The following is a 22,061-nucleotide window of genomic DNA, read 5'->3' as shown; positions in this document are numbered from 1 at the left end:
CCAATATTACCTACATAAAACAGTATGTTACGCACCGCCTCAAGGCGGTGTTGCAATTTGTGCCAACCCCGCTGGAAGCACTGTGGAAGCATCAGGAGCGGAGTCGTCCTGTGGTGAATGTGCAACAAAGGCTAGGCGCCGAGCCAGCGCACGTGTGGTCTACCTTGCTGCACCTCGTTCAGATAGGCAAAAAGGCTGATGGCATCCCCGCCTTTTTCACCCGTCGCAAAGTCTGCCCACAGTCCGCTGTCGAGATTGATCCGAAACGAACCCCGCGACCGATCTGCGCGGGTGGGATTCGGCGCCACCCATTCGCGCCCAATGATCCGGCCATCTGGCAACCAGTCGGCCAGTAAAACTTGCAGATTGATCCGGGCCAGTGCAGCAATGGTCGCAAATTCGATGGGCTTCCAGTTACCAGTCATTTGCAACCACCTCCTGAAGACGCGCGATCTCGAACGCTTCTACATCTCCCATGCGATAGCGGACCAATCGGCGATGGCCGGATGCGGTAAAGGTGTTGAGAACTCTGCCAACACCTCACATGGACTGACCGCAAAATGCCCTGCTCAACTTGGATTTGGTGAAGCGGGTTGCCGGGGCTGAAAATTGCAAAAATTTTCGAAAAACCTTAAACTCAGCAGATTAAGGCCAAAAGCCATGTCCGGTTTCTGACAGCAAAGTCATACGAAAACAGAAAATTCCCGGCTGAATTTTATTTCGTGGAGCCAAAAATATGACTGACAAAAACACCTTTATTGACATGCACACCCACCTGTTCACGGCGCGATATTTACCGTTGCACAGTATCTTCTACTCGTTCACTTCACTGTATTGGTTTTCGCTTGGGTTGGCCTTTCTGGCGGTTCGTTTGACCCGCATGAGTGACTTCAGCAAACTCGCGACGGAAGAACCTGACCAGGACGATTTGATCGACGCGTTGCTCGATCACGATGTGGACCGGCTTATGCGGGCCATTGCACATCCAGTTCGCGAGAAGATCAGAGAGTATCAATCGACACCCAACCCCAGCCACCAAGATTGGAAGGACACAGAGGAGCTGATCCGAGCCCTGAACGATATTGACCGTGATATCAACTATTCAAGGGCGGGTGACCTCCCAATAGGTGTTCAGCTTGTGGGCGGCGACAGAATTTCTGAAAGGTCCGTCTTTGGAGACAGTGGCACGGACCCTGATTTGCTGGACCGTTTTCTGGCCGAGGCCTTCAGGACCGCTGGTCAAAAAGCGGCAGAAAGAGATTTCTTTCATGAAGCTGAACACATGCAGCCGGGTGAGTTGTACAAACCTGGATCTGATGCCGGCTTTCGTGCCGTCCGCATTCCAATCGGTCAAATCGGCATTATCTTTCAGTTTCTTGAATTCTTTGTCATCATGACCTTGTCCGAGCGAAACCGGTTCAAAGCGCTCAAGAGGGATTTCAAGAAGGATGGTCAGCCGAGCGACCCGGAAGCCAGCCTTTTCGTGGGTATCCTGCTGGATATGCGCCGTGCCTTCGACAAGCTCAAGGAATTTTGGATGCCCGGATTCCTACCGCCGTATTTTGACTTCACCGAACAAATGGACCGGATGCAGTCACTCGCAGCTGAGAACCCGAATGAATTGATCAATTTTGGGGCAGTTGACCCGTTTCGAGGCGGGAACTGGAAACAGATTGTCGATTCAGGCGTTGCACTAGGGATAACGGGATACAAAATCTATCCGCCCTTGGGGATCCGGCCGATCGATATGCGCGGCTACCAGACCCCGGTCGCCCCTGGGCGAAGTCTGGACAAGTACAAAGAAAAAGCGCAGAACCCTGCGCCCTACCCGATGGCACAGGCCAAGATGGGTGACATCATTCGCCATTTCTCCAGCCACAACCTGCGTTTGTTTGCCCATTGCAGCCCGATGGGGTTTGAGGTGGAGAAAGGTTACGGCGTCTATTCCGATCCAGAGTTGTGGAAGCACGCGATGGAGACCCACAATGCCCAGGACCTTTGGTTGTTCCTGGCTCATGGTGGTGGCGCAAAAGAAGTAGATTGGATGGGATGGGCAGCAACCAACAATTTTGACCAAACATTTGCCTATCGTGCTATTCGCTTGGTTGAGGAATTCGACAATGTCTATCTTGGCTTGGGTCATTTTTTGGGAATTCTGGATTCAAAGCTCAAGCCAAAGATATTTCAGCGATTGAAATCAGTACTAGTGGCCAAGAGAACCAAGAACGCACCGCACCATTTCCGGGACAAAGTGTGTTTTGGAACGGATTGGGCGATGCCCCTGATGGTCGGCAGAACCCGTGAATACCTGATCGAATTTGACAAGTTCTTCAGCGATCCACAGATCAGTCCTTGTGCACCTAACTTCTTTGAAGGAAATGCAAAAAAATTCCTGGGTATTTGATGGATTTCCAGGCTGAGAGTGCCTGACCGGCGTCCATGACAACCTGAATTTCCGATGGTCCTGTTTCACACGGACTCCCAATACCTGAGGCGATCTCTGAATAATATATTGTGCATTGTAAATACATGTTATGTTGGTTGGGGGGTATTTTTATGAGTCGTATTTTGGAAGAGTCTTATAGGGCTTACGAACCTCGTCCTTTTACTGCGGATCAGCGCAAGGATGTCACCCTGTTGTTTGGTGGGGTTACGTGGCGCGCCGAAAAACTGCTGGAAGGCCTGTTCAAAAGCGCGGGCTACAATGCGCAGCGCCTGCCTGATGTGACAGTTGAAGACTTGTACCTGGGACGTGAACTGGCGGATGTCGGACAGTGCTGCCCCACAGCTTTCACGACGGGCAACTTGTCGAGTTTCCTCAGAAACGAAGCCGAGGCCATCGGGGCTGACGAAGTGGCCGAAAAATATGTTTATGTGACCGCCGGGGCCTGCGGAGCCTGCCGTTTCGGTCAATATCACCAAAGCTATGAGCTTGCGCTGAAGAACCTGGGGCTCGAGGCGTTCAGGATGTTCCTGGTTCAGCAGCATGAAATCGATCAGTCGAAAGGCAAAGACGCCGGTTTGCAGACTGACATTCACCTGCTGCTGAGCACGGCCTTGGGCATGATGGCTGCGGATGCCATTCAGGATCTGGAATACCAGCTGCGACCCTATGAGCTAGAGCAAGGAGCGACCAACCGGGCGGCTCAGAAGGCGGTTTCCGAGATATACGACGTCATGTTGAGCAGGCCGAAACACATGCCGAAATGGGGATCAGTCCTGTGGCATGCGACGACCAGACGCTTTCTGAAGGCCATGAGGCGTGCGCGCGGCCATTTTGAAGACATCCAGCTTGATCGCTTGAGGGTCAAGCCGATGGTCAAGATTACCGGCGAGTTCTATCTGGCCACCGCCGAAGGGGTGCAAAACTACAATATGCATAACTGGCTTGAAGGCGAAGGCGCCGAAGTTCAGCCGGCGCCGATGGTCGTATGGTTCGACTACCTGATGCGGTATGGCGGACAAAAGCTGGAGCTGGGTTTCGGGATAAAAGAAAAAGCGCGTCAGAATTATGTTCTGTTGAAACTTGGGCAGCGCTTTTTCAGGTTCAAATACGATCAGATGCGCCGGATGCTGGGGAGTGTTCCGCGTCCGATGCCCGATCAGGACAAGCTGGGCAAATTGGCGGCTCCGTTTTTTGACAACATGATCAACGGGGGTGAGGGTGATTTGCTGATCGCCAAGGCGATCTGGGCGCATACCCAGCGAAAGGCACATATGATTTGCGAGCTGTCGCCCTATGGCTGCCTTCCCAACACAATGAGCATCGGCGCAATGGCGGCCGTACAGGGCCGGTATCCGGACATGCTCTATGCCCCAATCGAGGTAAAAGGGGACAGCGACGTACACGCTTTGTCGCGGTGCCAGATGGTGCTGGCAGACGCCAAGATCCGCGCGCATGAGGAATTTGAATCTGCTCTTGCCGCCGCCGGGTTGACTGCGGACGAGGCCAGAAAGCGTGCCAAAGAGCATCCCAAGGTCAACACGCCATTTTGGAAAGTTCCCCATCGCGGCGCCGTGGGTACGGCATCCAATGTCGTGCTTGAGCTGGGAAATACCACGTTGTGAAATTCGCTGGGGTAGATATTGGATCGACAACTGTAAAAGGCGTCGTGGTGGAAGATGGCGAAGTCATCTGGAAAGCCTATGGTCGTCACAAAACACGCCAGGCCGAGAAAACCCTTGAACTGCTGTCGCAGATGGAGCTGGAGGCCGGCCTGACCGCCGGTCGCGATGTCGTCACGTTTACAGGATCCGGGGCAGGGACACTGGCAGATCATGTGAACGCGCGGCAAATCCAGGAGGTTGTCGCCGTCGCCGCCGCCGTCGAAGCGTTGCATCCGGATGTGCATTTCGTGTCTGAAATTGGCGGTGAAGACATGAAGACGTTGTTCTTCACACCAACTACCGCAGGCAAGGCCAAGCAGGTCTATATGCAATCAGCGTGCAGCGGCGGTACGGGCACCTTTATCGAAAAGTCCGCACGAAAACTGAACATCTCCCCGGACGAGCTGACCACTCTGCCATTCGATGGACAAACCCTTCATCGGATCAGCGCCAAATGTGGGATCTTTGCAGAGACGGACGCAAACAGTCTGGTCAAGGCCGGAGTTCCCAAGACCGAAATCATCGCAAGCTTGTTTGACGCAGTCGTGCGGCAGAACCTGGCGACTTTGACAAAAGGCAACACCCCCACACCATCAGTGCTTTTGCTGGGTGGGCCGAACATGTTCTTTCAAGGTCTTCAGCAGGCTTGGGCAAGCCATTTGGCCGCGCTCTGGGACGAGCGCAATGTCGTATTGGAAGCAGGACAGAGCGTCACCGATGCAATCCTGGTTCCCGGCGATGCCTTGTACTATGCAAGCCTTGGTTGCGTCGAGATATCTCGTCGGGAACAAAATGTATCCCGGGCCTATTCCGGCACGGATGGCCTGAAATGGTGGGTGGAAACAGGCCAACACGGTGAAAAGGCCAAGACCGGGCAAGAGGCCTTGGCCCGGAACGGTGAACTCGTCCGGTTCCTGGAGGATTTTACGCAACCAGTGATCCAGATGCCCCAGCCCGTTGTGGCCGAGACATATTATGTCGGGTGCGATTTCGGCAGCACTACGGTCAAGGCGGTGGCGTTGGACTGCGACGCTGAAATTAAGGCTTCGGTTTATCAGCATAGTCAGGGAAACCCGATCGAAGACGCCAAGTCCGTTTTCCGCAAGTTGCGCGATGCAGGGATCGAGGATATCGGCGCTCTTGGCCTAACGGGGTACGGGAAAGATCTGCTGAAGGATATTTTGGGGGCGGACGTGCCAGTGGTTGAGACGGTCGCACATGCGGCTGCTGCCATGCACATACATCCCGACGCAGACGCGATATGCGACGTCGGTGGGACCGATGTCAAAATCATGCTGTTGCGGCAGAAAGCGGTCGTCGATTTTCGGCTCAATTCCCAATGTTCTTCCGGCAATGGGGCGTTTCTTCAAGGCGTTGCCGAACGCTATGATGTCCGGCTTGAGGATTACGCCGAAAAAGCCTTCAGCGCCAAGCGGATGCCGAAACTCATGATGGGGTGCGGCGTGTTCCTTCAGTCCGACATCGTGAACCAGCAACGCAAAGGGTGGGCGGCAGAAGAAATCATGGCAAGCCTTGCTGCGGTCCTGCCCCTGAATGTTTGGGTCTATGCCGGGCAGTTTCAGAACCTCAAGGCCATCGGCAGGAAGTTTGTTCTGCAAGGTGGAACACATCGAAACCTGGCCGTCGTCAAAGCCCAGATCGATTTCATCAGGGGTAAAATTCCTGACGCGGAAATTACCGTGCACCCTCATGCTGGCGAGGCTGGCGCTTTGGGCGCCGCCCTTCTGGCGCTCGAACATGTGAACACCGGGCAAACGTCCCGCTTCGTCGGGCACGACCGCATCGAAGAGTTGGAATATGTCAGTACAACCAACAGCAAAACCACCTGCAAGTGGTGTGCGATGAACTGTAGCCGGGCCTTTGTGGATGTTCAGATCCCCGGCGGTCGTGGCCGGGCAAACAGCAAGGTTCCTCTGGCGGAAGGGTGGGAGCGGGTGATTACCGGCAATTCTTGCTCGAAAGGGTTGATTGAAGACGCAGCCGAGATGAAAGCGCGAAAAAAGCAAATCGACGAGGAAGCGAATGCCAATCCAAATATTGCAGAAAGCGTTCGCGAAGGCGCCTTTCGCTAAGTCCAAACCACCCAAGCGGGATTTTCGGATCGGCATCCCTCGGGTCCTGAACCAGTGGTCGACGCACAGGTTTTGGACGACATTGTTCGTTGAACTGGGAATCAATCGCCGCAATATCGTCTATTCGTCGGACACATCAGAAGCACAACAGCTGAAATTCGGAAAAGGGCGTGGTGCTGTTGATTGCTGTTACCCCGTCAAGTGCATGTCCGGCCATTATGGTGAATTGCTGGACGGGCAAAAGCGCCCCATTGATATCCTGTTCGTTCCCATAATCCTGACTGTCCCATCCTTTTTGCGGGGTCATGTTCGGGAAAACATGGCCTGCCCGCGCGTTATTGCCGGCCCCGAAAGTACACGAGCCGGATTTCGGCGGGAAAAGGACGTGTTCAAGGAAGTGGGCGTACATTATCTTTCGCCCGCCGTATCCTTGGCAGACCCACAAATTGCGACCCGGCAGCTGTACGATGCCCTGAAGGGCGTAATCACCGACTTGCGCTTGGCTGAACTGCGCGCTGCGGTTTCCAAAGCTTATGACGCCCTTCAAGAGTTTGATCAGAGTCTGCGGCGGCAAAGTCTGGCGGTACTGTCCGAGTGCGCCACACAACATCGACCTTGCATCCTGGCCTTGGGCCGCCCCTACCACATGGACACCGGAATTGGCCACGCCATTGAAAGTGAGTTGCAGGCCTTTGGTTATCCGATCCTCTGGGGTCAGTACCTGCCATTGGACGCAGAGATACTGGATTGGTTATACGGCGATCTGATCAAAGCTGGCCGAATTCAAAGCCCTTTTGACATTTCGGATATTTGGAAAACGTCTCACAGTGCAAACACCAACGAACTTCTTTGGGCTGCACGCTATGGATCTATTATGCCGTGGATAACCTGTTCAATCCGGTTTTCAAGCTATGAATGCGGAATGGACCAGCCGACTTATTCACCAGTCCAGGAAATTACCGAAGCGCTTGGAACGCTTTTCTTTGTGTTTCAGGATCTCGATGAGACGAAACCTGCCGGCTCTGTCCGAATTCGCGTGGAAACCATTGCTTACTATCTGGAACAGAAATCGCCGAATATCATTCAGAGCAAACTGGAGGCCCTGAAAACAGCACCACCTGAATTGTTGTTGCCAACTTGATCCAACGGCCGATTTTCAGGGCAGTACGGCCCCCGTTTGCGGGCGCGAGGCCAAAAGCGGTTCAGGCTGTGTTGGCGTCTCGACGCGAAATTGACTTCTGAACAAACAACCTGGGGCTTATCGACTAAGAAAGGGATTTGAGGGATATTTTGCATAGAGCTGGCGCGGGGGCGATGCTTTGCTGAAACACATTGTGGACTCTGAAAATCCGATCGACGATGGAAAAATAAGACGAAAAATGCAGGTTGTTAACGTTGCAGCCTTTATTGCGTCGCTTGGGTTCGGTTTCACAGCTTTCTACCAGTTCCAACTTGGACCAGACTGGAGATATCTCGCATGGGTAAACTTTGGTCTTGGCTTCGCGGCACTTTTGACGATGACGTTGGATCGCTTCGGCCTTGAGGTCAAAGTCGCTTATTTTACAGTGTGGTTATTCCTGTTTCTGGCCCATGACATCAGCGTCGGCAAAAACGGTGAAGATCATCTGGTCTTGCTGGTCGGCCCGCCCTTGCTTTTTTATTTTCTAGGGGCCGCATATTGGCGCTGGATCACTTTGATAACGATCCTCAGCGCAGCTTTGTTTATTTACATATCGCTTGTCGTTCCTTTGCATATACCGCCCGGCGAAACGATTTGGGATATTATTGCGCAGTCATATCGGGACGGATTTGTAAGGCAGCCTCAGGATGTTATTTTCATTGTATTGATTTTGGGAATCGTCTCGGCGCTTTTTTTCACCTCCTACTCTGCAAATGCCGCAATAGATCGATACGAAGATGCTTTGGAAAGGGAATTTGCTGTTTCCGAGCGGCTGATAAATGTTCTTTTGCCTTCGCGCATTGCAAGGCGCATCAAAGCGCACCCGGACAGGTTAATCGCTGAAAGAATTGATGACGCCACAATTCTGTTTTCTGATTTGTCTGGATTTTCTGAATTCGCGGCCGCCAATGGGGCAAGGGCGACGGTCAAATTGCTGGGCTCCGTGTTCTCAGCATTCGATGAACTGGTTTTGAGCTACAAGCTGGAGAAAATCAAAACCATCGGTGACAGTTACATGGTTGCAGGTGGTTTGGACCCCTCGGTCAAAGAGAGGCAACCGGATTCTGTTCGCATGGCGGCGTTGGCGATTGATATGATTGCGACGGTCGAGCAGGTGACAGACAAACTGCATCCAAAGGTGTCCCTGCGGGTCGGAATTCACAAAGGCCCGGTAATCGCAGGTGTAATCGGCGGCGACAAACCGTTTTTTGACGTTTGGGGTGATACAGTCAACATCGCCTCAAGAATGGAAAGCACCGGAGAACCCGGGCGCGTTCAAATCTCACCCGAAGTAAGAGACGAGATAGCCGAATATGTAGATTGCGAGAGACGAGAGGTTATCAATATCAAGGGAAATGGCGAAATCCAACCGTATTGGCTGCTGAAGGTCCACGACAAACCTGCAACGTCACACTCGTCCGAGCGGCTCATCAAAGGCTGAAAACCTTATCTTCTCGGTGAAACGTGCCAATGTCAGTGCGGGTTCAATCAGTGACTGGAATGGGGCGAACCTGGGTCAGTTGAAACAACAGATCACGCGGAGGCAGCTGCGAGCCGCAGCCGGATGGCCTGTTGTGACAGTGAGAGCATTCCTTTGAAGCCCGGCCGCTTTTTCAAAAACGAGCCGCCGGATGAAAACCCCGGCGGCTCGGACCTTGGCGCTTTACGGTGAAACTGGGACAACCGTGGTCAGCGGTTTTATGCGGCAACTTCCTGCTCGGGCGCGCTGAGCGAGATGACAAGCACCACGGCCGCGCCGTTCAGCCAATAAAACACCGCATCCAGTCCTGAGAACCCCAGGACGCTGGGTGCAAACAGGAATGCGATGCCGACAATCAAGTCTACGGCCAGATGGAACTTGTAGGGAAGGACCCGCCAAATCCCAAGGTGGTGATCCGTCAGTACCGTCAGAACAAACGCAGCAACACCGGTGACAACCGACAGCCACAGGGCCAGGGGGTTGGATTGGCCCAATCCCAACAGGAACGGCAACGTCATGAGGGCAATGGCGACGGGGTAGTCGAGGTAAGCATGGACAGAGCGGGTAACGAAACGCAGGGACATCAGATCTTCCTTTTCTCAATCAATGATAAAGGGAAGGTAGGACGCCCAAGCCGAACGCTGAATTCCTGATCGTCTCTAATACCATGCAGATCGTTCAAAAAACCTGGGGGATCAATGCATCGCCCGGTACGCAGCCGGTGACAGCCCAACCTGTTTCTTGAACACGCGTGAGAAAGCCGCCTCGGAGGCATACCCGACCTCGGCCGCTGCATCTGCAACGTTCCATCTTGCCTCGGTCAGGCCGTGGCACGCGATTTGCATCCGCCAATCCGTGAGGTACTGCATCGGCGTAGTGTCCATCTTTTCAGCAAAACGCTGAGCAAAGGCAGTGCGCGACATACCCGCCACACGTGCCAAAGACGCGACGCTCCAGTCCTTGGCCGGGGCCTGGTGGAACGCGGTCAAGGCCCGCGAGATGCGCTGATCAGCAAATCCTGCCAATGCGGAATCCTGCGGGCTCTGACGCTCCAGATAGGCCCGGATCGCCTGTGCGAACAGGGCCTCGGACAGTTTCAGCGCGATCAGGTCGCCACCGATTTTTGCGCCTGAAACCTCAGAGCCGATCATGCGCAGGGTGGCTTCCATCCACGATCCGGCCTCTTCGCCATAATTCTCGATCAGGATATAGGGCGGCAGGCGGTCGATCAGCATATGCCCGGTGCCGTTTCGGCCGGCCGGGCCGGAAAAAGAGAAATGACCGCAGATCAGCTGTGTATCCCGTTCCTCGTCATCACCGCCATAGACCAGCACGCCTTCGCCCGAGTAGCCCGCGCGCTCCAGCACCTGCTCCAGAGGCAATGCGTCCAACGGCTTGACCTCGGCGCAGAGCAATGCGTGTGGCGCCCCGTGGGGGATCAGGATCAGGTCCCCCTGCCTCAACCGCAGCGTTTCGCCCGTGGTCGAGACATGAACCTTCAGCTCACCACGCTGCACAAAATGAAACCGCGCCACGTTTTCGAACCCCGGCACCTGAATTCCGAAGGGCGGAGTGAATGACGTGCGAAAGTAAAACGTGCCGCGCAGGGAAAGGCGGGTGAGAATATCGCTGAGAAGGTCCAACATGTGCCGAAGATACGCAATCTGTGCAATCCGTCCAGATGGCCGAACGGTTTGCACAAAAAATTGCACGTTTGGCAACAAAAAGGCCCCCGACAAAGCGGGGGCAATGTCTTACGAGCGAACCAGTTTCTCGTAATCTTCGGCGATTTGGCGGGTCAGGTCGCCGACCTCGAATGTATATTCGCCGATCTGTCCGACAGGCGTGACCTCGGCCGCGGTGCCGGTCAGCCAGCACTGTTCGAAGTCAGCCATTTCTTCGGGCTTGATGCGGCGCTCATGCACGGTGATGCCCTTGTCTTTCAGCATCTGGATCACCGTCTGGCGGGTGATGCCGTTCAGGAAGCAGTCTGCCAGCGGGGTATGCACCTCGCCATCCTTGACGAAAAACACGTTTGCGCCGGTGGCCTCGGCGACATAACCGCGCCAGTCCATGAACAATGCGTCCGAGCATCCTTTGGCCTCGGCCTTGTGCTTGGATATGGTGCAAATCATGTAAAGACCCGCCGCCTTAGCATGGACCGGAATGGTTTCCGGGCTGGGGCGTTTCCATTCGGCGATGTCCAGCTTGGCGCCCTGCATCTTGGCATCGCCGTAATAGGCGCCCCAAGGCCAGACGGCGATGGCCATGCGCACCGGATTGCGCGCCGAAGCCACGCCCATATCCTCGCCCGAGCCACGCCAGACCAACGCCCGCACATATGCGTCCTGCAAACCGCTGGCTTTCAGCGCTTCTTCCTTCGCAGCTTCGATTTCATCAACCGAATAAGGCATCGGCATGTCCAGCGCTTCGGCCGAGGCGATCAGACGCTGGGAATGTTCGCGGCTTTTGAAGATCTTACCGTTGTATGCGCGCTCGCCTTCGAATACCGATGACGCATAGTGCATTGCGTGGGTCAGAATGTGCACATTGGCCTCACGCCAGGGCACCAGCTTGCCATCCATCCAAATGGTGCCATCACGATCATCATACCCCGCCATGCGAAACCTCCTGAACCGGGTTGAGTTTTCGATTGTTGCGCGATTTAGGTCCGGTGCGGACACAATATTGCGCAAAAACTGCAATTCGATACCGCTCTACTCTTGGAATGTCAATAACGCTGACATAAACTCGGCCCCGGTAGTAACGAATGAGGCATGATATGTCCGACGTCCGTCCGGCCCCGCGTTATGGGGGCGAGAGCCTTTTGTTTTTGACCGATGAGCAATTGAGGCAGGGGATCGAGGCCATGTTCTTCGCCTACCGTGGCTTTACGGCTGATCCCGACCGCATCCTCGCAGAGATGGCCTATGGCCGCGCCCACCACCGGGCAATCCACTTCATCAACCGCGCGCCGGGCACGACGGTCAACAATTTGTTGGCCATCCTTGGCGTGACAAAACAGTCTCTGAACAGGGTTTTGCGAACCTTGATCGAGGATGGTTTGGTGGAAAGCCGCGTGGGTACAGTGGACAAACGCGAACGCCACCTATTTCTGACAGAAAAGGGGCAGTCGCTGGAAACCACGTTGTCGGATGCTCAGCGGGCAAGAATGCGCGCCGCCTACAAGGATGCCGGTCCCGAAGCCGTGGCCGGATTTCGCAAAGTGCTTGAAGCAATGATGGATGCTGATATGCGTCATGCCTATACGAAACTTCGGGATACGACCACATGAGCGATATGGATGCCCATCTGCTGATTGTTGACGACGACGAGCGCATTCGTGATCTGCTCAAGAAGTTTTTGATGCGAAACGGGTTTTTGGTTACTGCGGCACGGGATGCGGCCCACGCGCGGCGCGTATTGTCGGGGTTGGATTTCGACATGATCGTCATGGACGTGATGATGCCGGGCGAGGATGGTGTCAGTCTGACCCGCGCTTTGCGGGAAACGCATACGACACCGATCCTGCTGCTGACAGCAAAGGGCGAGACGGAACACCGGATCGCGGGCCTCGAGGCCGGGGCGGATGATTACCTGGCAAAACCGTTCGAGCCGAAAGAGCTGCTGTTGCGGATCAATGCGATCCTGCGCCGGATGCCGGAAACGCCGGCAGAAGAAACCACGGCGAAGATCCTGAACCTCGGGCCCATCCGCTATGACATTGAACGCGGTGAGATGTGGCAGGGCGAAGACCCGGTCCGTCTGACCGCAACCGAAAGCCAGTTGATGAAGATATTCTCGGCCCAGCCCGGAGAGCCCATCAGCCGCGCCAAGCTGGTCGAGGATCTGGGCCGCGACAAGGGTCAGGCGCAGGAGCGCGCGGTGGATGTGCAAATCACGCGCCTTCGACGCAAAATCGAACAGGACCCCAAGCAGCCACGCTATTTGCAGACTGTGCGGGGCGCGGGGTATATGCTTGCGCCGGATTGAGATGCCGCTGCGCGGCGTTTTTTGGCCTTCGGCGAGGATATTTGTAGCCAGATGAAGATGGGATCCCAATGACAACCGCCCTTTTGACCCACGCCGATTGTCTGGGCCATGTGACACCTGACGGGCACCCGGAACGGGTGGCACGGCTGGAGCATATATTGCATGCATTGGAAGCGCTGGAGCTGAAGCGGGTGACGGCTCCGCTGGCTGCGGATGACGATCTTCTGCGCATTCACCCCGAGAGCTATATCCGCGACATTCGGGCCGCGCGCCCTGCGGACGGGTTCGCACAGATCGACGGGGATACGTTCCTGTCTCCGGGATCGGTGGACGCAGCATACCGCGCGGCGGGTGCGGCGGTGCGGGCCGTTGATCTGGTTTTGGGCGGTGAAGCATCGAACGCGTTCTGTGCCATTCGCCCGCCGGGGCACCATGCGGAAACCGAAACGGCCATGGGCTTCTGCCTGTTTGGAAATGCAGCATTGGCGGCGAAACACGCGCTGGACCATCACGGCTTGAATCGTGTGGCGGTGGTCGACTTTGACGTGCATCACGGCAATGGAACCCAGGACCTGTTGTGGGATGAAGCGCGGGCATTGGTGATAACCAGCCAGCAGATGCCTTTGTGGCCCGGATCGGGCCGGCCCGAGGAAACGGGTGTTCATGATACGGTTCTCAACATCCCTCTGGCGCCCGGCAGTGGCGGCGTCGAGATGCGTGCCGCCTATGAAACGAAGGCCTTTCCGCGCTTGCGGGTCTTCAGGCCGGAACTGATCATCATTTCTGCCGGGTTCGACGCCCATCAGGACGACCCGCTGGCCAATCTGAACTGGGCCACTGATGACTTCGCCTGGATCACCGCAGAGCTGTGCAGGATTGCCGACGAGGTTTGCGACGGTCGTATCGTCTCGACTCTGGAAGGCGGGTATGATCTGAACGCACTGGCCCAGGCCACACGCGCCCATGTGGAAGAATTGATAAAGGCAGCCCGATGACCCAGACTCCCGTAGACCAGATGACATTCGAACAGGCGATGAAAGAGCTTGAAGCCGTAGTCGGCCAGCTGGAACGTGGCGATGTCGCGCTGGATCAATCAATTGCGCTGTACGAACGCGGCGCGGCGCTGAAAAAGCGGTGCGAAGACGAGTTGAAGCGCGCGGAAGAAAAAGTCGCAGCGATCACTCTGGACGCCAGTGGTCAGCCGACCGGTACGACGCCCGTCGAAGGTATGTGAATGTTCCCCGAAAGACTTGCGCAGGATGCTGCCAGCATTCAAAGCCATTTTGATCTGGTTTTGGGCGCGTTTGCAGACGTGGATGTAACCCGGGCCATGGCATATGCCACCCGAGGCGGAAAGCGGCTGCGCGGGTTTCTAGCATTGGAAAGTGCCCGACTGCACGGTGTTGAAGAAGACCGGGCGATCTGGCCGGCCACGGCCATAGAGGCGCTGCACGCTTATTCCCTGGTGCATGACGACCTGCCCTGCATGGATGACGATGACCTGCGCCGCGGGCGGCCCACCGTTCACGTAGAGTGGGATGAGGGCACGGCTGTTCTGGCCGGGGATGCCCTTCAGACGCTTGCTTTCGAACTTTGCACCTGTTCTCAGGTTGGGTCCGCAGACATTCGCGCAGACCTTGCCCTGACCCTGGCCAAAGCCAGCGGCGCACAAGGTATGGTGCTGGGACAGGCGCTGGACATTGCGGCGGAAACGGCCGCCAAACCGCTGACGCTGGACGAAATCACGCGTCTTCAGGCCGGCAAGACGGGCGCCCTGATCGAGTGGTCTGCCTGCGTTGGCGCCGTTATGGCCCGATCCGATCCTGACCCGTTGCGCCGATATGCCCGGGCAATGGGTCTTGCTTTTCAGATCGCAGATGACATCCTTGATATCGAAGGCGATGCCCAAAAGGCGGGCAAGCGATTGCAAAAGGATACCGAGGCAGGGAAAGCCACTTTTGTTTCGCTTTTGGGTCTGCCTGCTGCCAAAGCCCGCGCAAGTGAACTTGTGGATCAGGCCTGCGCCGCTTTGGACGGGTTTGGTCCGAGGGCGGAAACCTTGAAGGAAGCCGCCCGCTTCGTTATTGCCCGGGACAGCTAAGCCAGGAACGCGACACATGTCTGACCGCCCCAATACGCCCTTGCTGGATCTTGTGAACCGCCCAGCGGATCTCAAGCAGTTCTCGGACGCGCAGCTGCACCAAGTCGCACAGGAGTTGCGGGCCGAAACAATTTCGGCGGTTGCCGTGACCGGCGGGCATTTGGGGGCCGGCTTGGGTGTCGTTGAACTGACCACCGCGTTGCACGCTGTGTTTGATACGCCCCGAGACAAGATCATCTGGGATGTGGGTCATCAGTGTTATCCGCACAAAATCCTGACCGAACGACGTGATCGCATCCGCACATTGCGCATGAAGGATGGCCTCAGCGGTTTCACCAAGCGCAGCGAAAGCCCCTATGATCCATTTGGCGCTGCGCATTCCAGCACGTCGATCAGCGCTGCTTTGGGTTTTGCTGTCGCACGGGATCTGGGTGGTGTCACGCCCGAAGGGCTGGGCGACGCAATTGCGGTGATCGGCGATGGTTCGATGTCTGCGGGCATGGCCTTTGAGGCGATGAACAATGCAGGCCACCTGAAAAAGCGTCTGATCGTCATTCTGAACGACAACGAGATGAGCATCGCGCCGCCAGTTGGTGCGTTGTCCAGCTATTTATCGCGTATCTATTCCGAAGAACCGTTTCACGATCTGAAAGCTGCTGCAAAAGGCGCTGTCTCATTGCTGCCCGAGCCATTCCGGGAGGGTGCCAAGCGCGCCAAGGAGATGCTGAAAGGCATGGCGGTGGGCGGCACGCTGTTCGAAGAGCTTGGGTTTTCCTATCTCGGCCCGATAGATGGCCATGACATGGACCAGCTGCTGCCTGTTCTGCGCACGGTCAAAGCACGGGCAACCGGGCCGATTCTGATCCATGTATTGACGAAAAAAGGCAAGGGGTATGCCCCCGCCGAACAGGCCCGCGACAAAGGCCATGCCACGGCCAAGTTCGATGTGGTTACTGGGGAGCAAAAGAAGGCACCTTCAAACGCGCCCTCTTATACGTCTGTATTCGGCAAGGCGCTGGTGGATGAGGCCGCGCGTGACGACAAGATCGTTGCCGTGACTGCTGCGATGCCCGACGGAACTGGCCTCAACCTGTTCGCCGAGCGCTATCCGTCACGTTGCTTTGATGTGGCGATTGCCGAACAGCACGGCGTGACGTTTTCGGCTGCGCTTGCCGCAGGAGGAATGAAGCCGTTTTGCGCAATGTATTCGACCTTTCTGCAGCGTGGTTACGACCAGGTGGTACATGACGTGGCGATTCAGCGCCTGCCCGTACGTTTTGCAATCGACCGGGCAGGTTTGGTCGGGGCTGACGGCGCCACCCATGCGGGGTCGTTCGACATTGCCTATTTGGCCAACCTGCCCGGTATGGTCGTCATGGCTGCCGCAGACGAGGCCGAGCTGATGCATATGGTGGCGACCGCCGCCGCGCATGACGAAGGCCCCATTGCGTTCCGCTATCCGCGCGGCGAAGGTGTCGGGGTGGACTTGCCCGAACGCGGCGAGGTTCTGGAGATCGGCAAGGGCCGCGTTATCCGGGAAGGTGCGCGGGTGGCTTTGCTTTCATTCGGTACACGTCTGGCAGAGGTTCAGAAGGCGGCGGAATCCCTTTCAGCCAAAGGCATAACGCCCACGATTGCCGATGCTCGTTTTGCCAAACCTCTTGACCGTGACCTGATCCTGGATCTGGTATCCCGCCACGAGGCGTTGATCACCATAGAAGAAGGGGCCGTTGGCGGTTTTGGCAGCCATGTCGCTCAACTTTTGGCAGATGAAGGTGTATTTGATCGGGGGTTGAAATACCGTTCGATGGTTTTGCCGGATATTTTCATCGATCAAGCCAGCCCCGCGGACATGTATGCGGTGGCCGGCATGAATGCCGAGCATATCGAAGCGAAAGTTCTGGACGTTCTGGGTGTTGCCTCGATCGGAGAGAAACGCGCTTAGCGCGCCAGTCGGCAGGGCAGCGGAGGTTGCGAGGGCCGAATTCCGTTTGACCTGGATATATCTGGTGCCGCTGAAGGGACTCGAACCCCCGACCCCATCATTACGAATGACGTGCTCTACCAGCTGAGCTACAGCGGCACCTTAGGTCATATGGAACTGATTATGACCGGATGCGAAGCTTCGTTTAAACCGTCAGTCTGGCGCCTGCAAGCCCGGTCGTAACCGTTTTGACGTTGCTCAGCACGGCTGGGCCTCGAGTTGTGAACCGAAAGCCTGCGGCCAGTCTTTCAAATTGGCGCTCTGATCCGTGAATTTTTTGTGACGATGCGGAATAAAATTGACCCATCTTCTTTATTTTAATAATTCATGAAATATGATAGAAAAGATAATCGATCAGTTTACCATCCTTGGCCACCCGCAGCGCATCACCGTGTTTCGCATGTTGATGCGACGGTTTCCTGACAGGGTTCCCGCGGGCGAACTGGCAGCGGAGCTGGATATCAAACCCAGTACCATGTCGAACTACCTGAATGCATTGCAGCGGTCGGGATTGGTGAAACAGGAACGATCCGGGACGTCTCTGCTCTATTCGATTGAAATGAAAACTGTGCAGCAGATGTTGGATTTCCTGATCGTGGATTGCTGCCGTGGCCGTCCGGATATCTGCATGCCCTTTCCCAAAGACACCGCGACGAACCGAAAGGTCAATGTGCTGTTCATTTGTTCCGGCAACTCGGCCCGTTCGATTTTTGCCGAATCCTTGCTGCGACAGATCGGCGGCGACCGGTTCAACGTCTATTCGGCCGGGACGCGGCCCAGTTCAGAGCTCAATCCCTTTGCGGTGCAGATTCTGCACGACAAGGGGCACGATATCTCGGGCCTGCGGCCGAAGAATCTGTCCGAGTTTTCGGCGCCGGACGCGCCCGTCATGGATTTCGTCTTTACTGTCTGCAATCAGGCCGCCAACGAAGAATGCCCGGCTTGGGAGGGTCAACCGATAAGTGGCCATTGGGGCGTGGAAGATCCGGTCAAGGCCGAAGGTACCGACGCCGAGAAAAGCCTGGCCTTTCAAACCGCCTATGGTGCACTGAAGCGCCGGATTCAGGCCTTTTCGTCATTGCCGGTCGAAAGCCTTGACCGGATCGCATTGCAATCCGCCGTCGATGAAATCGGGCGTACGCCTACCGAGGAAACGAAATGACCACCTACGCACTGAACGGCCTTGGCCGTATGGGAAAACTGGCCCTGAAGCCCTTGCTTGAAAAAGGCGCAAAGATAGCCTGGATCAACGATGCCGTCGGTGATCCCGAGATGCATGCGCATCTGCTGGAGTTCGACACCGTGCATGGGCGCTGGGACGCGGAATTCGACCATGATGCAGACAGCATCACGGTCAACGGTACCCGCCTGCCGTTCGTTGGCACAAAAGACCTGAGCGCGTTGCCGCTGGACGGTGTTGACGTGGTGATCGACTGCACCGGCGTGTTCAAGACCGAAGCGATGCTGGCACCGTATTTTGACGCTGGGGTGAAGAAGGTTGTTGTCTCTGCTCCGGTCAAGGACGGGCCGACGGCCAATATCGTCATGGGTGTGAATGACGGAACCTACGACCCCGCGGCGCATAGGATCGTGACGGCGGCCTCGTGCACGACAAACTGTCTTGCGCCTGTCGTGAAGGTCGTTCACGAAAACCTGGGCATCCGCCATGGATCAATGACGACGATTCACGACGTAACCAACACGCAGACAATTGTGGATCGGCCTGCCAAGGATCTCAGGCGCGCACGCTCGGCCCTGAACTCTTTGATCCCGACCACGACCGGGTCGGCCACGGCCATCACACTGATCTACCCTGAACTCAAAGGGCGGCTGAACGGCCATGCGGTTCGGGTGCCATTGCTGAACGCTTCGCTGACCGATTGCGTTTTCGAGGTTGAGCGTGAAACCACGGTTGAAGAGGTCAACGCCTTCTTCAAAGCCGCTGCCGAAGGCGAACTGAAGGGCATTCTGGGCTATGAGACGCGCCCGCTGGTGTCCACCGATTACACCAATGACGAACGCTCTTCGATCGTCGATGCGCCCTCGACCATGGTTGTGAACGGGACGCAGGTGAAAATCTATGCGTGGTACGACAACGAGATGGGTTATGCGCATCGGCTGGTGGATGTCGCGCTGATGGTCGGGGCATCATTGTGACGCAACGCCCCGAAGGACTGTCGGCTTATATCGCGGTCACGGCTGCCTATTGGGCCTTCATGCTGACCGACGGGGCGCTCAGGATGTTGGTGCTGTTGCACTTTCACACACTGGGCTTTTCACCGGTGCAGCTTGCCTATCTTTTTGTGCTTTATGAAATCGCCGGGATTGTCACCAACCTGTCCGCCGGTTGGATCGCCGCACGGTTCGGGCTGACCTCGACCCTCTATGCTGGGCTGGGGGTGCAGATCGTCGCGTTGCTCGCCATGACGCAGCTTAACCCGAACTGGACCGTCGCGGCTTCGGTCACTTTTGTCATGATCGTGCAAGGGGCCAGTGGAGTAGCCAAGGATCTGGCCAAGATGTCTTCGAAATCGGCGGTCAAATTGCTGGCTCCTTCCGAAGGAGGCGCGTTGTTTCGATGGGTTGCGGTTCTGACGGGTTCGAAAAACGCGGTCAAAGGGCTGGGATTCCTGTTGGGTGCCGCCATGCTTGCAACACTGGGCTTCCTTCCGGCAGTGCTTGCCATGGCCGCCGTTCTGGCGGTGATCCTGGTCGCGGTGATGCTGTTCATGCCAGCGGGCCTGCCGAAGGGGCGCAAGGGCGCAAAGTTCTCTGAGGTTTTTTCAAAATCCGCAAATGTGAACTGGTTGTCCGCGGCGCGTGTCTTCCTGTTCGGCGCGCGGGACGTCTGGTTCGTGGTCGGCATCCCGATCTATTTCTATGCTGTTCTTTCAGATGGCACCGAAGAGGGCAAGCGGGCCGCGTTCTTCATGATCGGAACATTCATGGCGGTGTGGATCATCCTCTATGGCGCCGTGCAGGCCAACGCGCCAAGGATTCTTCGTGCGTCAGATCGAACCGAAGGTGATCTGATCCGTGCCGCACGCAACTGGGCGGCGATCCTGTTCTGTGTTCCTGCGGCTCTGACACTGGCAGTTTTGCTGTCAAATGGGCCCGAGACCTGGCTGACCCTGACACTGGTCGTCGGGCTTTTGGTCTTTGGTGCGATCTTCGCGGTCAATTCATCGCTGCATTCCTATCTGATTCTTGCCTTCACCCGGTCCGAGCGTGTGACGATGGATGTCGGCTTTTACTACATGGCAAATGCGACGGGGCGGTTGGCCGGAACCGTTTTGTCCGGCCTGACCTATCAGGTCGGGGGGCTGCCCCTGGTGCTGGGCACGGCGGCCGTGATGGTTGGCCTTGCTGCGCTGACGTCCGGCAAACTTATGGATCAAACTTCCGAGGCGTTATCATGAGCATTTTTGAACGGTATCTCACGATCTGGGTTGCACTTGCGATGATCGGTGGTGTCCTGATCGGACTGGCCGCGCCGGGGCTGGTGCAACTGGTGGCAAGCGCCGAAGTTGCCAGCGTCAACCTGGTGGTGGCGGTGCTGATCTGGGCAATGGTCTATCCGATGATGGTCAACGTCGATTTCGGTGCAGTCGCCGGGGTTGCCCGCCAGCCGCGTGGTCTGATTGTGACGCTGGTGGTGAACTGGCTGATAAAGCCTTTCACCATGGCGCTGCTGGCTGTCCTGTTTTTCGACTATGTCTTCGCGCCTTGGATCGCGCCCGAAGATGCTGCGCAATACACCGCCGGTCTGATCCTGCTGGGGGCCGCCCCTTGTACCGCCATGGTGTTCGTGTGGTCGCAACTGACCAAAGGCGACGCGACCTACACCCTGGTTCAGGTCTCGGTCAATGATCTGATCATGGTCGTGGCATTTGCGCCGATCGTGGCCTTTTTGCTGGGGGTCACTGACATCGAAGTGCCATGGCAGACTTTGGTTTTGGCCACGGTCCTTTATGTGGTGCTGCCGCTTGTCGCCGGGTTGATCACCCGCCGCAGATTAGGCTCTAAACAGGCGATAGAAGCCTTTTCGGCGCGGGTGAAACCGTGGTCCGTCATGGGATTGACAGCAACCGTGGTTATCTTGTTCGGCCTGCAAGGTCAGACCATTCTGGCGAAACCCACGGTCATCGTGTTGATCGCCGTTCCCATTCTGATCCAAAGCTACGGTATTTTTGCCATTGCCTATGGCGCGGCTTTTGCGCTGAAGGTTCCCCACCGGATCGCAGCGCCCTGTGCCATGATCGGGACATCGAACTTTTTTGAACTGGCCGTTGCCGTCGCAATCAGCTTGTTCGGTCTTCATTCCGGCGCGGCACTGGCGACGGTCGTGGGGGTCCTGGTCGAAGTACCGGTGATGCTGTCGCTTGTGGCTTTCGCCAACCGAACACGCCAGCGTTTCCCGGAACCTGCGACATGACAGAATCGGTCAACGCAGCAGGGCGATAATCGGAACTGGCGGCTATGCACCGCCAGCCTTGCAGCAACGTTGCTTCAGAAATCCACGCCGCGCTGTGCTTTGATGCCCGCTTGGAACGGGTGTTTCTCCTCGGTCATTTCCGTGACCAGATCAGCATAGTCACGCAGCGCGTTCGGCGCGCCGCGACCAGTCAGGAATACGCTGGTCTTTTCCGAACGCGTGTTCAAACCTTCGATGACCTGTTCGACCGACAGGTATTCGTAACGCAGGGCGATGTTGATCTCGTCCAGCACAACCAGATCGTATTCGCCGCTGGACATCAGGGCGCAGGCCTTGTCGAAGGCGGCATTGGCAGCCGCAATATCGCGCTCCCGGTCCTGTGTGTCCCAGGTAAAACCTTCGCCCATCGTATGCCATGTCACCAGATCGCGCTCTTCGAAGAAACGGCGCTCGCCGGTTTTCCACTTGCCCTTGATGAACTGCACCACAGCAACCTTCTGGCCCCAGCCCAAGGCACGAATGACCACGCCGAACGCGGCCGAGGATTTGCCTTTGCCCTTGCCGGTATTGATCAGGACCAGACCGCGGCCTGGATCCACGGCCTCGGACACTTTCTTGCGGTGCTGGGCCTGCACCTTCTGCATCTTTTCCTTGTGATCCTGCGCGTCGCTCATTTGGGAACCTCTTT

20 protein-coding genes and 1 tRNA gene are annotated in these 22,061 nt (G+C 56.4%); 15 read left to right on the top strand and 6 right to left on the bottom strand.

Annotated elements, in window-relative coordinates; all coding sequences use genetic code 11:
• Nucleotides 1–131: 131 nt before the first annotated feature.
• Nucleotides 132–425: a hypothetical protein gene (locus tag ACR0LI_RS16695; RefSeq protein ID WP_480718886.1), complete on the bottom strand. Its 294-nt coding sequence runs from the start codon at nt 423–425 to the stop codon at nt 132–134.
• Between the two features lie 311 nt (nt 426–736).
• Here ACR0LI_RS16695 and ACR0LI_RS16690 point away from each other — a divergent pair, with 311 nt between their 5' ends.
• From ACR0LI_RS16690 to ACR0LI_RS16670, 5 genes are all read left to right on the top strand, one after another.
• On the top strand, nt 737–2,404 hold the full coding sequence (locus tag ACR0LI_RS16690; protein WP_480718885.1) for an amidohydrolase family protein: 1,668 nt from the start codon (nt 737–739) through the stop codon (nt 2,402–2,404).
• A 152-nt stretch (nt 2,405–2,556) separates the two neighbouring features.
• A complete protein-coding gene (locus ACR0LI_RS16685; protein ID WP_480718884.1) occupies nt 2,557–4,068 on the top strand; it encodes a hypothetical protein in 1,512 nt (503 codons plus the stop codon).
• Nucleotides 4,065–6,200 (top strand): BadF/BadG/BcrA/BcrD ATPase family protein, encoded by a 2,136-nt coding sequence (locus ACR0LI_RS16680; protein WP_480486260.1) that lies wholly within the window; start codon nt 4,065–4,067, stop codon nt 6,198–6,200. Before ACR0LI_RS16685 ends, ACR0LI_RS16680 begins: the two co-directional genes overlap by 4 nt.
• Nucleotides 6,151–7,341, top strand: coding sequence for an acyl-CoA dehydratase activase-related protein (locus ACR0LI_RS16675; protein WP_171724776.1), 1,191 nt, complete (start codon nt 6,151–6,153; stop codon nt 7,339–7,341). Before ACR0LI_RS16680 ends, ACR0LI_RS16675 begins: the two co-directional genes overlap by 50 nt.
• 178 nt (nt 7,342–7,519) lie before the next feature.
• The gene (locus ACR0LI_RS16670; protein ID WP_171638420.1) at nt 7,520–8,821 is read left to right on the top strand and encodes an adenylate/guanylate cyclase domain-containing protein; all 1,302 of its coding nucleotides are present in this window, start codon (nt 7,520–7,522) and stop codon (nt 8,819–8,821) included.
• 257 nt (nt 8,822–9,078) lie between these two features.
• Here the strand turns inward: ACR0LI_RS16670 and ACR0LI_RS16665 are convergent, their stop codons facing one another.
• The 3 genes from ACR0LI_RS16665 to ACR0LI_RS16655 all read right to left on the bottom strand — a co-directional run bounded on the left by ACR0LI_RS16665 (nt 9,079) and on the right by ACR0LI_RS16655 (nt 11,481).
• Nucleotides 9,079–9,444, bottom strand: coding sequence for an SPW repeat domain-containing protein (locus ACR0LI_RS16665; RefSeq protein WP_480621432.1), 366 nt, complete (start codon nt 9,442–9,444; stop codon nt 9,079–9,081).
• Nucleotides 9,445–9,555: 111 nt separating this feature from the next.
• On the bottom strand, nt 9,556–10,506 hold the full coding sequence (locus tag ACR0LI_RS16660) for an AraC family transcriptional regulator (RefSeq protein WP_171638422.1): 951 nt from the start codon (nt 10,504–10,506) through the stop codon (nt 9,556–9,558).
• Nucleotides 10,507–10,614: 108 nt separating this feature from the next.
• On the bottom strand, nt 10,615–11,481 hold the full coding sequence (locus tag ACR0LI_RS16655; protein WP_152459689.1) for a branched-chain amino acid aminotransferase: 867 nt from the start codon (nt 11,479–11,481) through the stop codon (nt 10,615–10,617).
• Between the two features lie 161 nt (nt 11,482–11,642).
• Between ACR0LI_RS16655 and ACR0LI_RS16650 the strand changes: the two genes are divergently transcribed.
• The 6 genes from ACR0LI_RS16650 (at nt 11,643) to dxs (ending at nt 16,899) form a co-directional block, all read left to right on the top strand.
• Nucleotides 11,643–12,155, top strand: a complete 513-nt coding sequence (locus ACR0LI_RS16650; protein WP_171638426.1) for a MarR family winged helix-turn-helix transcriptional regulator — start codon at nt 11,643–11,645, stop codon at nt 12,153–12,155.
• Nucleotides 12,152–12,853, top strand: a complete 702-nt coding sequence (locus ACR0LI_RS16645) for a response regulator (protein ID WP_152459691.1) — start codon at nt 12,152–12,154, stop codon at nt 12,851–12,853. Before ACR0LI_RS16650 ends, ACR0LI_RS16645 begins: the two co-directional genes overlap by 4 nt.
• A gap of 68 nt (nt 12,854–12,921) precedes the next feature.
• A complete protein-coding gene (locus tag ACR0LI_RS16640) occupies nt 12,922–13,848 on the top strand; it encodes a histone deacetylase family protein (protein WP_480718883.1) in 927 nt (308 codons plus the stop codon).
• Nucleotides 13,845–14,087 carry an exodeoxyribonuclease VII small subunit gene (locus ACR0LI_RS16635; protein WP_171638430.1) on the top strand — a complete coding sequence of 81 codons (243 nt, stop codon included), beginning with the start codon at nt 13,845–13,847 and terminating at the stop codon, nt 14,085–14,087. The genes ACR0LI_RS16640 and ACR0LI_RS16635 overlap by 4 nt, the downstream gene beginning before the upstream one ends.
• On the top strand, nt 14,088–14,954 hold the full coding sequence (locus ACR0LI_RS16630; RefSeq protein ID WP_480718882.1) for a polyprenyl synthetase family protein: 867 nt from the start codon (nt 14,088–14,090) through the stop codon (nt 14,952–14,954). It begins immediately after the preceding gene.
• 16 nt (nt 14,955–14,970) lie between these two features.
• Entirely contained in the window at nt 14,971–16,899 is a 1,929-nt protein-coding gene (dxs, locus tag ACR0LI_RS16625; RefSeq protein ID WP_171638434.1) for a 1-deoxy-D-xylulose-5-phosphate synthase, read from the top strand.
• A 62-nt stretch (nt 16,900–16,961) separates the two neighbouring features.
• Here the strand turns inward: dxs and ACR0LI_RS16620 are convergent.
• Nucleotides 16,962–17,037: transfer RNA gene (locus tag ACR0LI_RS16620), tRNA-Thr, on the bottom strand.
• Between the two features lie 235 nt (nt 17,038–17,272).
• Between ACR0LI_RS16620 and ACR0LI_RS16615 the strand changes: the two genes are divergently transcribed.
• Genes ACR0LI_RS16615 through arsB form a run of 4 tightly spaced genes read left to right on the top strand, consistent with a single transcriptional unit; the run spans nt 17,273 to nt 21,373 of the window.
• Nucleotides 17,273–18,100: an arsenate reductase/protein-tyrosine-phosphatase family protein gene (locus ACR0LI_RS16615; protein WP_480621434.1), complete on the top strand. Its 828-nt coding sequence runs from the start codon at nt 17,273–17,275 to the stop codon at nt 18,098–18,100.
• Complete coding sequence (locus ACR0LI_RS16610; protein WP_480718881.1) at nt 18,097–19,095, top strand: ArsJ-associated glyceraldehyde-3-phosphate dehydrogenase; 999 nt, start codon at nt 18,097–18,099, stop codon at nt 19,093–19,095. Before ACR0LI_RS16615 ends, ACR0LI_RS16610 begins: the two co-directional genes overlap by 4 nt.
• Complete coding sequence (arsJ, locus tag ACR0LI_RS16605; protein WP_480718880.1) at nt 19,092–20,357, top strand: organoarsenical effux MFS transporter ArsJ; 1,266 nt, start codon at nt 19,092–19,094, stop codon at nt 20,355–20,357. The genes ACR0LI_RS16610 and arsJ overlap by 4 nt, the downstream gene beginning before the upstream one ends.
• Complete coding sequence (gene arsB, locus ACR0LI_RS16600; protein ID WP_480718879.1) at nt 20,354–21,373, top strand: ACR3 family arsenite efflux transporter; 1,020 nt, start codon at nt 20,354–20,356, stop codon at nt 21,371–21,373. Before arsJ ends, arsB begins: the two co-directional genes overlap by 4 nt.
• A 74-nt stretch (nt 21,374–21,447) precedes the next feature.
• Here the strand turns inward: arsB and cobO are convergent, their stop codons facing one another.
• Nucleotides 21,448–22,047, bottom strand: a complete 600-nt coding sequence (gene cobO / locus ACR0LI_RS16595) for a cob(I)yrinic acid a,c-diamide adenosyltransferase (protein ID WP_480718878.1) — start codon at nt 22,045–22,047, stop codon at nt 21,448–21,450.
• Nucleotides 22,048–22,061: the final 14 nt, after the last annotated feature.

The sequence above is a fragment of the Ruegeria sp. CL7 genome (assembly GCF_056536445.1).
Note: the sequence above shows the minus strand (reverse complement) of the source record. Positions and strands in the feature narration are given on the sequence as shown.

Excerpts from the sequence above, each read along its gene's own strand:
- ACR0LI_RS16615 (WP_480621434.1), top strand. The coding sequence starts at position 17,273 with ATGATAGAAAAGATAATCGATCAGTTTACCATCCTTGGCCACCCGCAG.
- ACR0LI_RS16685 (WP_480718884.1), top strand. The coding sequence starts at position 2,557 with ATGAGTCGTATTTTGGAAGAGTCTTATAGGGCTTACGAACCTCGTCCT.
- arsB (WP_480718879.1), top strand. The coding sequence starts at position 20,354 with ATGAGCATTTTTGAACGGTATCTCACGATCTGGGTTGCACTTGCGATG.
- ACR0LI_RS16640 (WP_480718883.1), top strand. The coding sequence starts at position 12,922 with ATGACAACCGCCCTTTTGACCCACGCCGATTGTCTGGGCCATGTGACA.
- dxs (WP_171638434.1), top strand. The coding sequence starts at position 14,971 with ATGTCTGACCGCCCCAATACGCCCTTGCTGGATCTTGTGAACCGCCCA.
- ACR0LI_RS16610 (WP_480718881.1), top strand. The coding sequence starts at position 18,097 with ATGACCACCTACGCACTGAACGGCCTTGGCCGTATGGGAAAACTGGCC.
- ACR0LI_RS16690 (WP_480718885.1), top strand. The coding sequence starts at position 737 with ATGACTGACAAAAACACCTTTATTGACATGCACACCCACCTGTTCACG.
- ACR0LI_RS16675 (WP_171724776.1), top strand. The coding sequence starts at position 6,151 with ATGCCAATCCAAATATTGCAGAAAGCGTTCGCGAAGGCGCCTTTCGCT.
- ACR0LI_RS16650 (WP_171638426.1), top strand. The coding sequence starts at position 11,643 with ATGTCCGACGTCCGTCCGGCCCCGCGTTATGGGGGCGAGAGCCTTTTG.
- cobO (WP_480718878.1), bottom strand. The coding sequence starts at position 22,047 with ATGAGCGACGCGCAGGATCACAAGGAAAAGATGCAGAAGGTGCAGGCC.
- ACR0LI_RS16695 (WP_480718886.1), bottom strand. The coding sequence starts at position 425 with ATGACTGGTAACTGGAAGCCCATCGAATTTGCGACCATTGCTGCACTG.
- ACR0LI_RS16665 (WP_480621432.1), bottom strand. The coding sequence starts at position 9,444 with ATGTCCCTGCGTTTCGTTACCCGCTCTGTCCATGCTTACCTCGACTAC.
- ACR0LI_RS16645 (WP_152459691.1), top strand. The coding sequence starts at position 12,152 with ATGAGCGATATGGATGCCCATCTGCTGATTGTTGACGACGACGAGCGC.
- ACR0LI_RS16630 (WP_480718882.1), top strand. The coding sequence starts at position 14,088 with ATGTTCCCCGAAAGACTTGCGCAGGATGCTGCCAGCATTCAAAGCCAT.
- ACR0LI_RS16660 (WP_171638422.1), bottom strand. The coding sequence starts at position 10,506 with ATGTTGGACCTTCTCAGCGATATTCTCACCCGCCTTTCCCTGCGCGGC.
- ACR0LI_RS16655 (WP_152459689.1), bottom strand. The coding sequence starts at position 11,481 with ATGGCGGGGTATGATGATCGTGATGGCACCATTTGGATGGATGGCAAG.
- ACR0LI_RS16635 (WP_171638430.1), top strand. The coding sequence starts at position 13,845 with ATGACCCAGACTCCCGTAGACCAGATGACATTCGAACAGGCGATGAAA.